The organism is Luteolibacter luteus (assembly GCF_012913485.1).
Classification (GTDB): domain Bacteria; phylum Verrucomicrobiota; class Verrucomicrobiia; order Verrucomicrobiales; family Akkermansiaceae; genus Haloferula; species Haloferula lutea.
In genome coordinates, this window is the sequence record NZ_CP051774.1 from 5,695,099 (window position 1) to 5,709,425 (window position 14,327).

Genomic DNA, 14,327 nt, shown 5'->3' on the forward strand with positions numbered 1-14,327 from the left:
TGATGACTACTGGTGTTCTAGTAGTTGTGGTGCCCTTGTACCATGGGGAATGGATTTCCCGTTGTAAGAGGAGATGAAGCCATTGCGGCGCGCTACTCTAGGAAAATGGAACCGGCCGGACAGCGGGGAAGATGTGGTGGGGGAGTTCCACATCCTCCGGTCACTGCCGGCCGGTCCGGTCATACGGGGGGAATTTTTTGCAGGGGCAAACAGCGCTTCAGATCATTTCATCTCGCTGTCATCGAGTCCGGTGAGCTGGGCTCGGATCTCAAGTTCCCGGTCGATGGAGAAGGTCACCCAATCGAGGCGGGTCGAGTCGAAGGCGGTCTCGGTGATGAGTTCGATGGTGTAGGTGCCGTCCTTCTTGATGTATTCGTCGTAGTCCGAGATGGAGAAGTCCTGCGGGGTGATGCTGATGTTCTGGGTGTTCGGGTAGTCGAGCTCCCGGGCCATCAGGACTCCCTTGGTGCCGAGCACCTGCCGGCCTTCGTAGATCTGCAGATAGGTACGGCTTTCCGGGTAGAGGTCCTTTACCTTGATGGTGAGTGTCGGGGCCTTGCTGCGGACCTTCTGGTCGTCCATAACGCCGCTGATCTCACCGCTGCTGACCGGCCAGACGTGCACATAAGCGCTGGCGATCTGGCTTTGGGTCAGGGCGCCATCAGCCAGAGCATGCACCACGAAGTGCTCCTGGCCCTTCGCCTTTGCGGCGACGCCATTGACGGCGGGCAGGCTGGTGGCACCGGAAGTCACGGTGGTGGTGCCATTTGCGGTGAGGTAGGTGCTGGACCTCGGCGTGCCGGAGGTCGCTTGTGCGGGGGTGATGGAATTCACCGTGCTGCCGAAGCTGGCGAGGTGCTGCTCCCAGAGCACCTTGGTGGCTGCGACCGGGATGTTGGCGCCGGAAAGGAGCCCGCTGACGGTGGTCTTTACGGAGAAGGGCTTGTCCGCACGGGTGCGGGGAGCGCCGGTCACCGGGTCCCGGTCCGGGTCCACGGTGGTGATCACGATATCGGCCTTCGGCAGGTAAGTTCCGACCACCTTCTGATCGAGCAGGTAGTCCTTTGCGGTGGCTTGCTCGATGGTCCAGAGCTGGAAGAGCGATCCGCCTTGCTCAAGCAGGAGCTGGGAGGCGGAGGAGCCTGTCGGGTTGACCGGCATGTTCCAAACCACTCCGGTGCCCTGCTGTGTCTGGCGGACGAAGTTGGTGAATCCTTCTCCCGCGGCGAAGGCGTGGGAGCAAAGGAGAGCGCCAAGGAGAAGGTGAAATTTCATTACTTGTTTGCAGTGACAGCAGCTTCGGAAAGGGCGGGGCGGACGGAGATCGGGCCGCCCTGATGGGTGGCGACGATGACCTTGGTCTGGGTGGTCCAGTATTCCTTGTGGTCTTCGTTGAGGGGCTTCTTGCCGGCGGCCTGCTCGAAGGAGATTTCCTCGGTGGAGATCCAGGCGCGGTTCGCGGCGAGGAACTCATTCCACGAGAGGAGGGTGCCGAGTGGCTTGGCTCCGACCCGCGGGGCCATCTGGGCGGGCACGTGAAGCACCGCGCCCTTTGGCACCAGGGTCCAATTCTTCCCGTCGTGAAGGATGTCGGACTGTTGGATGATCGATTGCTCTCCCGCCCGCTCCACCTTCGCTTCCACGGTGGTGGAAGCTTGAGCCTTCTGGATCGAGGAAGCCGGAGAGACCTGCTGGCGCTGGGCCATTTCTTCCGGGGTCACCGGATCAGACATCGTGGGGGCAGCGATGGCGCCGCCGGACCATGCAAGAAGAAGGGCGATGGTGGATTTCATTTTTTCTGGGGGGAGAGGGGGGTAGAAAAATCACTCGAAGGTCACGAGCACGACCAAGTCCTGAAGGTCGAAGCCCGAGTTACGGGTATCGGTCTGGCCAAGTTCCATGAGCATGATCACGTCACGATCCCCGATGGAGATCTTCTTGGTCGTGGTATTCATGTAGGGCTTCAGGAAGCTCTCGATGGAGAGGCCGTTCAAAGCGGGGACAGTGCTCGGCACGCGGTCACCGTTCTTCAATAGCACGAGGTTGTCGGTGTCAGAGGCGGTGTTATAGAGCGAGAGCCACTTGTTATCTCGATAGCCGCGGCCACCGAAGTTGATGGAGTCGCCCTTCTTCACGTTCTGGGTCAGGACCACGGTGGAAGGAACCACGCTGGTCTGGACACCGTAGAAGACGCGGGACCAAGAGGCGTTGTTCTTGCTCCACATCACTTCGACGGGGAGGAACTTGGTGACGGATTCCTGGAAGGAAGCACCAAGCACGCGGACCTTCATCTTGAGGTCCTTCTTCGGCTTGATGATGTTCGGCGGGGTGATGTCGATCACTTCCGTGACCGGAGCCGGGTAGTTGATCGACCAGGCGAGCTGGGATTTCGTGCCAACGCGAAGCAGATCGCGGTCAACGGTGAGCGTTCCAGTAGGAACCATGTTTTCAGCAGCGTGGGAGCTCGTGACGGCAAGGAGGCAAGTAAGGATGCCAGCCATCAGTCGCCCACCGCGGTAACGCAGGGGGGATGTCATCGGGGGGATGTGGGGGTGGGATGAGACAGCAGAATCGGCGGGGGAGCCGATGTCGGAGCTGGGGGAGTGCCGACGGGGAAGATCAAAAGGCCGCGCCGCGCGAAATTCAAGAAGTCCGGGGCAATCTACGCGATCACGGAGGGACCGAAACCGGGGGTGTCGCCCGTTTGTTAGGGTGTGTTAGATCATTAAATGGGTGATTTAAGGAAATAAAAAGCCCCCGATGGAGCGCCGGGCTCGGCTTTCATCGGGGGCGGGGGATATTTTGGGAATCTTAACTAAGCTGTAAAGCGTAGCAACCGATCACTGATCGAGGATGGAATTCCAGTGCTCTACATGGTCCTTCTGACCTTCCAGAAGCGCGGCAGAATCGTCGTGAATGGTGATGGACTTGATCTTGTCGCCTTGGGCGATCTTGTTGACCACATCCTGGCCCTTGGTGACTTCACCGAAGACGGCGTGCTTGCCATCGAGGTGAGGAGTGGGCAGGTGGGTGATGAAGAACTGGCTGCCGTTGGTGTTCGGGCCGGCATTGGCCATCGAGAACATGCCGGGCTTGGAGTGCTTCAGCGAGGAATCGATCTCATCTGCGAAGCGGTAGCCCGGGCCGCCGCGGCCGGTGCCGGTCGGATCCCCGCCCTGGATCATGAAATTCGAAATGACGCGGTGAAAGCTGACGCCATCGTAATAGCCGCGCTTGGCGAGGTTCAGGAAGTTCGCCGTGGTGATGGGGACCTTGGAGGTGAAGAGGGTGCCGTCGATGTCGCCCTTGTCAGTATGCAGCGTGATGCGGATGTCAGACATGGGGGAAGAGTCGGGAAGCCAGAGGCAAGAGACCAGAAGGAAATGCGGACTTTCCCGCAGGCGGGGAAGTGGTCCGGACGGGTCTCAAGTGATGGCCCCCTACTCGCCGTGGTGAAACCATAGTGTCACCAGCAAGGCGACGCCGACCCCCCACAACAGCCAAGGATTGCTGAAGAAGTAGGGGTAGATCATCAGCGCGAGGCCAATGGCGATGGGTTTCCATAGCTCCAGCTTGCGACCGTAGCTAAAGGCACCCCAGCCAATCGTGCCGAAGACGAAACCGGCGAGTATGGTGTAGCCGTTGAACATCTGCTCAGGTGAAACATCTCACGAATCCGGTGCCGGGACAAGTGCCCGGATTGGAAGCGTGGTCACCTAGGAAAGCGGCAGCATGGCCAGAATTGTCTGTGGCGTGTTTCCAGCCGCCTTCAGATGGCGGATCGAGAGCGCCTCATTCCGCTTGGCGAGACGGACTCCGTTTCCGTCCAGAACGAGGGAATGATGGAGATAGAGGGGCTCCGGGAAGCCCAGGAGAGCTTGGAGCAGGCGGTGGACATGGGTGGCGAGCAGGAGATCCTCACCGCGTGTCACATGGGTGACGTCTTGAAACGCGTCGTCGGTGGTCACGGCGAGGTGGTAGGAGGTGCCGATGTCCTTCCGGGCCAAGACGACGTCTCCGAGCAGGCCGGGGTCGACGTGGTGGCGGCCGTGCTGCAGATCGTGGAAGGAAAGGGGGCCGGTTAGACCGGCGGCGAAAGAGACATCGAGCCGCCAAGCGGGCTGGATGCCGTTGGCTATCCTGGCTTCCCGGTCCGCGAGCGGAAGGCGGCGGCAGGTGCCCGGATAGAGCGCGCCTTCGGGGCCGTGCGGGGCGTTGGTGATGCGTGCGACTTCCTCCTCGATTTCGCGGCGAGTGCAGAAGCAGGGGTAGACCGCCCCAATTTCCTTCAGGCGCTCCAAGACGGCATCGTATGCTGCGGTGCGCGAGGATTGGCGGAGGGCGGCTCCATCCCATGCGAGGCCGAGCCAACGGAGGTCCTCCTCCATGGCATCGTAATACTCGGGGCGGGTACGGGTGTGGTCGATGTCCTCGAAGCGGAGGAGGAAGCGGCCTCCGTCCTGGCGGGCGAGGTCATGAGCGACCTTGGCTGCGTGCACGTGCCCAAGATGGAGATAGCCGGTCGGGCTCGGGGCGAATCGCGTGACAATCTCCGGCATGCTTCGGGTGAGGCTGGAGGGGAGCTTGTGGGGTGAAGCAGCGATGCGCAATCATCTGGAGGACATCGCTGGAGGGGTGGGGCTTTTTTGTTAACCGCGAGATCACGCGAAAGGGCGCGAAATTTAAAAGGCGAGAGCAGCGGGAGGAGACCTGTTCGGCTGCAAGGAGTTTCGCGTTTGGCCGAGGATGCCTGGCGTGCGGCCTGGTGAGGCAGCGTGACATTCGGATTTGATGCCCCTAGGGAATTCGCCGCCCGACACCCCGACTAACATGAAGACCCAATACTATACCGCCACCAGTCTGGATGGATTCATTGCCACCGAGGACGATTCCTTGGAATGGCTTTTCACGCTCGGTGAGTTGGGTGAGTCCAGCTATCCGGAATTCATCGCGGAAGTTGGTGCGCTGGCGATGGGATCCTCCACCTATGAGTGGATGCTGCGGAACGCCGACAAGGTGGCGGCTGAAACCGGATCCGCGTGGCCTTACACGCAGCCAGTCTGGGTTTTCAGCACACGCTCGCTGAGCCCGATCGAGGGAGCGGATGTCCGCTTTGTGCAAGGGGATGTGCGGGAAGTGCACGCTGCGATGGCCGGGGAGGCAGGCGGGAAAAACCTGTGGATCGTCGGTGGCGGCGATCTGGCTGGACAGTTTTATGATGCGGGGCTTTTGGACGAGATGATCGTGCAGGTGGGCTCGGTGACCCTTGGGCAGGGCAAGCCGCTGTTTCCACGCCGGGTTTTGAGCCCGACGTTGAAGCTGACCACGGTCCGCCAGATGGGGGCGGGCATGGTAGAGCTACGCTACGAGGTGAGCCGCGGTGACGAGAGCAAAGCCTGAGGGAGTCTTTCCAAGATTCAAGGAACGGGCTCTGCCGTGATCGTGACGCTGCCCTTGACGCCGGGAAGCTCGATCTTGTGAGGCACACCGGGAAGGCCCGCGATGAAGACCGGGGTTTCGCTGCGGACGAAGTTGGGAAGGTCCACGCGGTTTTCGGTCAGGGTCACCCGGGTTTTGGCGTCCTTGATCGGAGAGATCGCCTCGCCGGGTGCGCGGGAGAAACCAATGAAGCTCTCGTTGGCAAGCATGCCCTTGATGACCAGAAAGCCGCCTTCCGGTTTCACGGTGAGGCTGCCGGTGTAGCCAAGGTCCCTGGTGACGAATTCCTTCGGCGTGGACGGGGTGACCGGGTAGGGGCGCGGGGATGTGGAAGCCGGAACCTTGAGGGTGCTGACGGCTGCGAGTTGATAGGCGGAAGGGTAAACGAATTCCCGGGTCATCGAGAACTTCGCTTCCTTGCCCGGACGGGCCGCGAGAGTCGACTCATTCACTATTTTTCCCTTCTCCTCGATCACGACACGGAGCCGGTATTCCTTCGCTACCACCGGTTTGCCCCCCGAAAGGTCGGCGAGATGGTCGATGGAGATCGAGGGGTTTGAAGCGGTTTGCTGGGAGCAATTCGCCAAGAGCACCGTGGAGGCGAGGAGGAAGAGGGGCTTTGTCATGAGTTCCGGTCTTAGCGACCGGAATCAAGTTATGTCGTCCAGACTTCCGGTGTCAATCCGCCGGCGGTAGCTCTCGACCGCTTGGGTCCAAGTCGAGTGAATGCCTTCGGCAGGGCGCAGCCACACCGCGCGGTGCAGCGCCAGCATGCCGGGAGCGAGGTACATGAGCTCGATCATCTCATCCTTCGACATCGCGCCGGGGCCGAGGGTCAGGCAGCGCTCGATCAGCGCTTCCTCGGTCTCGTTGAGCTCGGCGGGCTCAAGCAGGGAAACGTGGACACCATTCACGTAGGGATCGACCACCGCGGCGATGACGCCATGGCGTCCTTGCTGCGTGGCATCCAAGGCGGGGTCGATCGAAGCGGTTGCGAGGTCGGCGAGCTTCATCACCTCCGGAGGATTCAGTTCTTCGGGGATGGCGAGGATCTTGCTCTTTGCCAGCGCCTTTCCGTAGCGGGCGCGGCTGGTCCAGACGGAGACGGGAATGCAGAGAATCAAACCGAGGAGGATGGGGGACATCCATGCCGCGAAGGTCGGGCTGATGTTCCAAGCCAGCACGGCCCAGGCAATGCCAAGGATGGTGGGCACGGCGTGGACGGAGAGTGCCTCGCTCCATGCCGTGCCATCCGCTTCGCGGTTTTGGCCGCCCCAGCCGACGGCGTAGCCGAGCACGATGCTGGAGACCATCAGCGTGTGGGCCACCATCACGGCGGGAGCCAGCAGCATGGAAAGGATGGTCTCCATGAAGACGCCGGTCACCAGCGGGAAGAAGCCGCCGAAGGAGCGCCGAACGCGCGGATTCAGGATCGATCCGATCATCGCCAGGATCTTCGGCAGGAAGAGCAGGCTGAAAATGAAGCCGGTGAGGATCAGGCTCTGCGTGACGCCATCGATGTGGAGATAGCGGTCCACCAGAGTGCCGTCATAGGGCAGATTGCTCAGTCCGCTGGCCTCGCGGTCCCAGGCGACCCAAGTGCCGAGAATGAGGAAGAGGAACCAAAGTGGGCTGCCCAGGTAGGCCATGATGCCCATGAAAAGGTGGGCACGCACAGTGAGCGGAAGCTTGCGGGCGAAGATCAGCCAAAGATGCTGCAGATTTCCCTGGCACCAGCGGCGGTCGCGCTTCAGGTGGTCGATCAGGGTAGGCGGCGCTTCCTCGTAGGTGCCCTCGATATCCCAGGCGAGCCAGACTTCCCAGCCTTGGGAAACCATCAGGGCGGCTTCCACGAAGTCATGGCTGAGGATCTTGCCGCCGAAGGGCTCGCGCCCCGGAAGGTCGGGAAGCTCGCAGAACTCCGAGAAGGGCTTGACCCGGATCAGTGCATTGTGACCCCAGTAGCTGCCACCACCGAGCTGCCACCAGTTCAGGCCACGGATGAAGAGTGGCCCGTAGAGGCGCATCGCGAACTGCTGGAGGCGCGTGAAAACGGAGGAACCGCGAATGAGCTTCGGCGGGGTCTGGAGGATGCCGAGGTTCGGGTAGGCTTCCATCACCCGGGTCATCTTCAGGATATCGCCGCCGTCCATCAGGCTGTCCGCATCCAGTACGACCATGGCCTCGTAGCCGCCGCCCCAGGTCCGGACGAAGTCGCCGATGTTGCCGGCCTTGCGGTTCGAGTTCTTTTTACGGCGCCTGTAGTAGATGCGGCCGAAGGCATTGAGCTTGCGGCAGAGATTCGTCCATGCCGTTTCCTCAAGTACCCAGAGGTCGAGGTCGCGGGTATCGCTGAGGATGAAGAAATCGAAGGACTCGATGTGTCCGGTGGCCTCGATCGACCGGTAGATGGCCTCGATGCGGGCGCAGAAGCGATTGCAGTCCTCGTTGTAGACCGGCATCACCACCACGTAGCGCTTTGCCAGCGGTCCATCGCCGGCTTTCTCCGCCAGTTTGGTGATGCGGACCGCCTGCTTCTTGCCCCACAGGATGTCCCACGCGCCGAAGATGGCGTGGAAGGAACCGAGAACGAGCAGGCCGTTCAGGATGAAGAAGACCGCCAGCAACAGCACGTGGGCACGGTGCATGCCCAAGCGGGTGAATAGATCGTAGAGCCAGTAGCAGGCGATCAGATTCACCAGCACCACGCTGCCGAAGAAAACAAGGCGGCGCAGCTTGGCCAGGAAGGGACTGAAGAAGGGCCGGACCGACTTCCGGTCATCTGTGGGAAGGTCGTCCATCACTCAAAGAAAATGAACCACACGGTGGCTCCGATCAGCGCCAGCAGGAAGAGGGCGAACATCTTCCGCACGATCGGGCGGCGGTCCATGGTTTCCCACCACTGGGCGGCACCCTCACCGATGACGTTCAGCTCCAGCGGCTGCGGGATCATTGTTAGCTCCGCGAAATTCGGGCCGGCGGCGAGGTAGGATTTGCACATCGCCTCCTTGAAGGCGGGCGGCCATGGCGCGGGGGTAAGGAAGACGCCTTGCCATTTGCCGGGCATGTCCGCCAGCAGGAGGGCGAGACGGCCACGAGCGGCGAGGCGGCGGTTTTCCAGCGGCTCATCAAGCACGTCCTGGGTCCAGTTCGCGATCTCGCTCAAGGTTTCCTCCATGGCTAGCACCCGGGCGGGGACGCCGGGCTCCTTGGCCCCGCGGGCAGAGGCGCGCCACAGGATGGCGCGCACCAATTCTGCCACCAGCAGGCGGTTCCTCAGGCGCAGGGCCTGAAGGTAGGCTTCCACGGCGGCGTAGGCTTCCTCCCACTCCGCCAGCTCGGTCTCGGTGAGCGGCCGGAGGGTCTCTAGGGGATGATGCGGTAGGCCCATGTTTCGGTCAGGAAATCCTCGCCTTTTTTCAGGCTGCAACGCAACTCCTGCGGGCCGACATCGGCCAGCTTGCCGCCTTCCGCGGCAGGGGCGATCTGGAAGGCGACACGCCAGCGGCCTTCCGGCAGCGGCTGCACTGCCACGCCTTGGATCTTGATCTTTTCTCCGGCTTCTCCCACGGCAGTCACCTGAGCCTGCGGCGGATCGCCTTCCCATTTCTCCAAGGGACCTCCCGCGAACTCCACGGCGACGGTACGCTGCTCCGGCTGCCAATCGTGCAATCCGGTGCGGGTGGCGACGACATGGCCACCTGCGTGGGCGGGGTCCTCGGACATCGTCCAGTGCTGCTTGTAGGAAAACTCGAGCCGTTCGCCCGGCTGCGGGGTGCGGACCGGTTCCCAGAGCGCCACGACGTTATCGTGGATCTCGTTGGTAGCCGGGATTTCCATGAGCATCACCTTGCCTTCGCCCCACTCGCTGGTGGGCTCGATCCAAAGGGAGGGGCGCTTGTCATAAGCGGCCTCACCGTCTTCATAGGCGGCGAAACGGCGATCACGCTGGAGCAGGCCGAAGCCCTCGCACTTCGCCATGGGGAAGAAGCTGAACTCCAGCTTGCCGCTGTCGTTGGTGACCGGTCGCCAAATACGCTCACCGGTGCCCATCTTGATGGACAGGCCATCGGAATCGTGGACCTCCGGGCGGAAGTCATCGAAGCGCCGGCGGGAGTTCTCGCCGAACCAATACATGCTCGACATCGGCGCGAGCCCGAGACGCTTCACCGCCTTGCGAGGATAGAGGACGACCCGGACAGTCATCACGGTGTCCTCGCCAGGCTGGATGATGAAGCCATAGGCCCCGGTGTAGGAGGGGCCATCCAGCAGGCCGAAAAGCATGGCAGCCTTGTCCTCCGGGACGGGCTTACGCAGCCAGAATTCGCGGAAAAGGGGGAATTCCTCGTCCACGCCTTCCGCGCCGGTATCCACCGCGATGCCGCGGGCGGAGATCCCGTAGCGCTGACCTTTGCCAAGGGCGCGCCAGTAGCTGGCGCCTTGGAAAGCTACCAATTCGTCGAAATAGTCACCGCGGTTCAGCGGGGCATGCAGGCGGAAACCGGCGAAACCGGCATCCTGCGGCAGCTCGCCGCGGTTCGTGATCAGCGGGCCGTAGTTGAAGAAGGCCTCTGCAAGCCGCACCCGCTGCTGGTGGGTGTCGGTGAATTCATTGATCGTGACCTGCTCCCGGTAGTTGTAGCCGGGATGGAAAAGCATGGCGCGAAAAGGAAGATTCTCGGCGGCCCAGAGGGCGCGCTCCGGGACGAAGCGGATGTCCCGATACTGGTCGTAGCTCAGGTTCTTCATCCAATCCGGCAGCGACTCCTTGTCAGGAGCGGCATAGGGAGCGGCAGCCAGTTCCTTGGCCTTGGCATCGATCCTCTCGAAGGTGACATCCTCCCGCTCCCAAAGCTGCCCGTAGGCGAGGGAGGAAAACATCAGCGCGGCCGTTAGAAGGGTGATGCGTTGAACCACAAGCCAGCGCATAACCTGTCGCGCGTTCCTGTCAATGCGCGGTATTGTGAGATCGGCTGAAAGATGGGGGATTTTTGCGAGTAATCCCCGTTTGTCCCCACTTTCGGGGTGATTCAGAGGTGTGCCTTGCGGACATGGAGCAGGAGGCCCTCGCAGGCGTCCTCGACGAGATCTACCACGTCCTCGAATCCCTTCTGGCCGCCGTAGTAGGGGTCGGGCACGTGAGATGCCTCGCGGTCTTGGCAAAACTCGACGAGGAGGCGGATTTTGCTCCTGCGTGATCCGGTGCCGTCGAGGCGGTGGAGATCGGCCAGGTTTTCCTGATCGGCGACGAGCAGGAGATCGAAGTCATCGAGATCATCCGGGTGGACCTGACGGGATTTCCCGGCGATGGTGTAACCGCGGGACTTCAAGGTGGCTGCCATGCGCGGGTCCGGGCCCTTGCCTGCGTGATAGCCGATGGTGCCTGCCGAGTCGATGTGGATGGCGTGCGACAATTCCGCCTCATCCACCATCCTGCGGAAGACGATCTCGGCCGCGGGAGAGCGGCAGATGTTTCCCATGCAGATGAACAGAACACGGAAGGGCTTGCGGTCGGCGGACATCGGGTGGAGAAGCAGGGGCATCATGCTCCGTGTTTCCGCGCTCGCGGCAATCGTAAATCTTATCCTGATTGTATTCGCTGCGGCGAGTCCGAACGTGATCGTGGTAATCACGGACGACCAAGGTTATGGGGACCTGTCCTCGAATGGAAATGCCAACCTCAAGACTCCGGCTCTGGATGACTTTCGCAAACAGTCGACGGCCTTCGATCGCTTCCAAGTGAGTCCGACTTGTGCGCCGACGCGCGCGGCGCTGATGACGGGACTCCATGAATTCCGCTGCGGAGTGAGCCACACCTTCATGGGGCGGAGCCTGTTGAAGCCGGGTATCCCGACGCTGCCGGAGATGTTCAAGTCAGCGGGTTACCGGACCGGCATTTTCGGGAAGTGGCATCTGGGCGATGCCTATCCCTGCCGGCCGGAAGACCGGGGCTTCGACGACGTCTTTGCCCACGGCGGCGGAGGCATCGGTCAGACGCCGGACTTCTGGGGGAATGCGTATCACGATCCTTCGATCCGTCGCCGCGGTGGCTGGGAGAAAACCAGCGGCTACTGCACGGATGTTTTCTTCAATGAAGCGATTGGCTGGATGAAGACCCAGGTCGCGGAGAAGAAGCCCTTTTTCCTGCACCTTGCCACGAATGCTCCGCACGACCCCTACGTGCCGCCGGTGAAGGATGCGAAGCTGGATGGCTATGCGGCCTTCAATGCGATGATCGAGAACATCGACGCCGGCTTCGGCCGCCTGATGAAGGAACTGGAAGCAAGTGGAGCGGCGAAGGATACGATCGTGGTCTTCCTTACCGACAATGGTTCCGCGATGGCCCGGCAGAATGCAGGCATGAAAGGCCGGAAAGGGACCGCGGATGAAGGCGGGACGCGGGTGCCGTGCTTCATCCGTTGGCCGGAGAAGATCGCGGCGGGACGTGAAGTGGATGAACTCGCGGCGCATCTTGATCTGCTGCCCACGCTCACGAGCCTGTGTGCGGTGCCGCGGCCGGAAGGATGGAAGGGTGATGGCCGGGATCTTTCGGCAGCTTTGCTGGGCAAGGAGAAGTTTCCCGAAGATCGCATCCTTTTCACCCAAGTGGGACGCTGGCCGGGAGATGCGGCTGCGGCGCGCTTCCGGGCACGGGATTTCGCGGTTCGGGACCAGCGCTGGCGTTTGGTGGGGCTGGAGCTCTTCGACATGCAGGCGGATCCGGGGCAGGAGAAGAATGTCTTCGCGGAGCATCCGGAAGAGGCGCAGCGCTTGCTTGCGGAGTATGGCAAGTGGTGGAACGAGGTGCTGCCGGTGGTGCGTGAGCCGGTGCGCTATGTGGTGGGAAGCGAGGCCTGCCCGGTGGTGAAGCTGACGGCTCACGATTGGTGGCCCTCCAAGGAAACCGAGGCGGATGGCGCGGAGAAGTGCGTCAATCACGCCGCAATCCGCCGCTTCCTGAAGGACGTGCAAGTCGCCGCGACGAGGAATGCGCTGCCTTCGCGCTCCGGACACTGGAAGCTGGAGGTGGCGCGGACGGGAAGCTATGAGCTCAATTTCGGACTGCTGCCGCCGGAGGCATCGGCGGAGGATCGCAGGGATCTCTCCCAACTGCGCAAGGGGGTGGCGCACATCCGTGCCGGCCAGGAGGAAACCCGCGTGGAGATCCGGTCGGGTGCGACCTCCTTTCAACTGCCGATCGATCTCGATGCCGGACCGGTCGACCTGGAGATCTGGTTCGACGGGCAACTGCTGAACGACCGGATCTTGGGCGCGTTTTTCACGAGCATCGAACGGAAGGGGGAGAGAAAGATCGAGATCCCGGAACTGAAGGTAAAGCCGGCGAAGTGAGGCGGCGTGATCAGGGAAACCGGGGTATCCGCCGTTCCAAATCTCCCTGAAAAGTTCCGCAACTTTTCGCGTAGGGGCGGGTTCACAGCCTCCGGAGATCGATCGAATCATGAAAAACACCGCCACCATCGGAATCGCGGCCCTGCTTGCAGGTGCCGCCGGAGGTTACCTCGCGGGCAAAGCCGGTGCTCCCGCCACCGACACCACCGAGTCTGCCGCCAAGGCTGCTCTCGAGACGAAAACCAGCCGCTCCGGTGGCAGTGCCAGCGCGAACGCCGAGGCCAAGCGCGGTGCCCGCAGCATCGCGGATGTGATGAAGGAACCAGGCCAGCTCGCCCGCATGCAGGCGCTGATGGAACTTTACTCGGGCATGGATGCCGCGCAGCTGGAAGCTGAAGCCGGCAAGCTGGATGGGATGCCGATGGCGCAGCGCCTGATGGCTTCCTTCCTTCTTTTCGGCCGATGGGGTGAAGTGGACCCGAAGGGGGCGCTCGCCTTTGCGAACACGATGGGTTTCCAAGGCGCTTTTGTCCGCCCGACCGTGCTCCAGAGCTGGGCAAGTGTGGATCCGGAGAACGCCGCGAAGTATTTCTCAGAGAACCCGCGTGAGTTCGCGGCCATGGGCTTTGGTCCCGGTCGTGGAGGTCCGGGTGGCGATAGCGGCGCTTCCGTGATCGCCTCCGAGTGGGCGAAGCTTGATCCGGAAGCCGCGCTTGCGTGGGCAAACGGTCTCACCGGTCGCGACAAGAGTGCCGCGCTGAATTCCGTGATCGCCGAAATGGCCACCAAGGATCCGAACAAGGCCGCCCAAGTCGCCTCGACCCTGACGGGCGATGACCAGGCCCGAGCCTATAGCGAGATCGCTTCGAAGTGGAGTTCCACCGATTTCGCCGCTGCTGAAGCATGGATCGCGACGCTGCCTGCCGAGTCCCGTGACCGTGCCATGGCTTCCGCTCTCCAGACCCTCGCTCTGACTGATCCGGAAGGTGCCGCTTCCAAGGTGGCGAGCCTGCCGGAAGGACGTGACCGGGATCGCGCGATCGAAGATGTCGCCGGTCCGTGGGCGCGCAAGGATCCTGCCGCTGCCGCCGCGTGGGTGAGCCAGCAGCAGACCGAAGATATCGATGATGCCATCCGTCCGGTGATGTCTTCCTGGGCGAGCACCGACCCGACCGCAGCTCTCAAGTGGATCGAAGCCCTGCCGCAAGGCGAGCTGAAGGACGAGTCCACCGCGACCTACATCTGGTCCAACCGCACCGGCGATCCAGCCAGCTCGGTTTCGCTGGCCGAAACGATCGAGGACGAAGGGACCCGCAACCGCACCTTGTGGATGACCTACAGCGGCTGGATGCGTGAAGACCGCGATGCCGCGACGAGCGCCGTGCAGAGCTCCACCACCCTTAGTGATGAGGCGAAGGAGCGTCTGCTCAATGATCGTGGCGGTCAGGGTGGCCCCGGCGGTCGCTGGGGTCGTGGTCGCTGAGCCATGATGCCGATGATTTGACAAGGCGGCAGCGGGCGCGAATCGTCCGTTGCCG

14 protein-coding genes are annotated in these 14,327 nt (G+C 62.2%); 3 read left to right on the forward strand and 11 right to left on the reverse strand.

Annotation, left to right across the window (positions count from 1 at the left end):
* Positions 1-222: 222 nt before the first annotated feature.
* The 6 genes from HHL09_RS23530 to gluQRS all read right to left on the reverse strand — a co-directional run bounded on the left by HHL09_RS23530 (position 223) and on the right by gluQRS (position 4,559).
* Positions 223-1,275, reverse strand: a complete 1,053-nt coding sequence (locus HHL09_RS23530; RefSeq protein WP_169457115.1) for a hypothetical protein — start codon at positions 1,273-1,275, stop codon at positions 223-225.
* On the reverse strand, positions 1,275-1,793 hold the full coding sequence (locus tag HHL09_RS23535) for a hypothetical protein (RefSeq protein WP_169457116.1): 519 nt from the start codon (positions 1,791-1,793) through the stop codon (positions 1,275-1,277). The genes HHL09_RS23530 and HHL09_RS23535 overlap by 1 nt, the downstream gene beginning before the upstream one ends.
* Before the next feature lie 30 nt (positions 1,794-1,823).
* Positions 1,824-2,537 (reverse strand): hypothetical protein, encoded by a 714-nt coding sequence (locus HHL09_RS23540; protein ID WP_169457117.1) that lies wholly within the window; start codon positions 2,535-2,537, stop codon positions 1,824-1,826.
* A 303-nt stretch (positions 2,538-2,840) separates the two neighbouring features.
* Positions 2,841-3,341, reverse strand: a complete 501-nt coding sequence (locus HHL09_RS23545) for a peptidylprolyl isomerase (RefSeq protein ID WP_169457118.1) — start codon at positions 3,339-3,341, stop codon at positions 2,841-2,843.
* Between the two features lie 99 nt (positions 3,342-3,440).
* Positions 3,441-3,650, reverse strand: coding sequence for a hypothetical protein (locus HHL09_RS23550; RefSeq protein WP_169457119.1), 210 nt, complete (start codon positions 3,648-3,650; stop codon positions 3,441-3,443).
* Between the two features lie 66 nt (positions 3,651-3,716).
* Positions 3,717-4,559, reverse strand: a complete 843-nt coding sequence (gluQRS, locus tag HHL09_RS23555; RefSeq protein ID WP_169457120.1) for a tRNA glutamyl-Q(34) synthetase GluQRS — start codon at positions 4,557-4,559, stop codon at positions 3,717-3,719.
* A gap of 271 nt (positions 4,560-4,830) precedes the next feature.
* On the opposite strand from gluQRS, the gene HHL09_RS23560 reads away from it, so the two are divergent.
* On the forward strand, positions 4,831-5,400 hold the full coding sequence (locus tag HHL09_RS23560) for a dihydrofolate reductase family protein (RefSeq protein WP_169457121.1): 570 nt from the start codon (positions 4,831-4,833) through the stop codon (positions 5,398-5,400).
* Between the two features lie 17 nt (positions 5,401-5,417).
* On the opposite strand, the gene HHL09_RS23565 is transcribed toward HHL09_RS23560, so the two are convergent.
* The 5 genes from HHL09_RS23565 to HHL09_RS23585 all read right to left on the reverse strand — a co-directional run bounded on the left by HHL09_RS23565 (position 5,418) and on the right by HHL09_RS23585 (position 10,985).
* Positions 5,418-6,065: a hypothetical protein gene (locus HHL09_RS23565; RefSeq protein ID WP_169457122.1), complete on the reverse strand. Its 648-nt coding sequence runs from the start codon at positions 6,063-6,065 to the stop codon at positions 5,418-5,420.
* 24 nt (positions 6,066-6,089) lie between these two features.
* Complete coding sequence (gene mdoH / locus HHL09_RS23570; protein WP_169457123.1) at positions 6,090-8,240, reverse strand: glucans biosynthesis glucosyltransferase MdoH; 2,151 nt, start codon at positions 8,238-8,240, stop codon at positions 6,090-6,092.
* A complete protein-coding gene (locus HHL09_RS23575) occupies positions 8,240-8,830 on the reverse strand; it encodes a hypothetical protein (RefSeq protein WP_169457124.1) in 591 nt (196 codons plus the stop codon). Before HHL09_RS23575 ends, mdoH begins: the two co-directional genes overlap by 1 nt.
* Positions 8,806-10,320, reverse strand: a complete 1,515-nt coding sequence (locus HHL09_RS23580; protein ID WP_169457125.1) for an OpgD/OpgG family glucan biosynthesis protein — start codon at positions 10,318-10,320, stop codon at positions 8,806-8,808. Before HHL09_RS23580 ends, HHL09_RS23575 begins: the two co-directional genes overlap by 25 nt.
* Positions 10,321-10,469: 149 nt before the next feature.
* The gene (locus HHL09_RS23585; RefSeq protein WP_240963693.1) at positions 10,470-10,985 is read right to left on the reverse strand and encodes a low molecular weight protein-tyrosine-phosphatase; all 516 of its coding nucleotides are present in this window, start codon (positions 10,983-10,985) and stop codon (positions 10,470-10,472) included.
* On the opposite strand from HHL09_RS23585, the gene HHL09_RS23590 reads away from it, so the two are divergent.
* Together HHL09_RS23590 and HHL09_RS23595 are read left to right on the forward strand one after the other, a co-directional pair.
* Positions 10,984-12,789 (forward strand): arylsulfatase, encoded by a 1,806-nt coding sequence (locus tag HHL09_RS23590; RefSeq protein WP_169457126.1) that lies wholly within the window; start codon positions 10,984-10,986, stop codon positions 12,787-12,789. The genes HHL09_RS23585 and HHL09_RS23590 overlap by 2 nt on opposite strands.
* Positions 12,790-12,898: 109 nt before the next feature.
* A complete protein-coding gene (locus tag HHL09_RS23595) occupies positions 12,899-14,272 on the forward strand; it encodes a hypothetical protein (RefSeq protein WP_169457127.1) in 1,374 nt (457 codons plus the stop codon).
* The last annotated feature ends 55 nt before the right edge of the window (positions 14,273-14,327 follow it).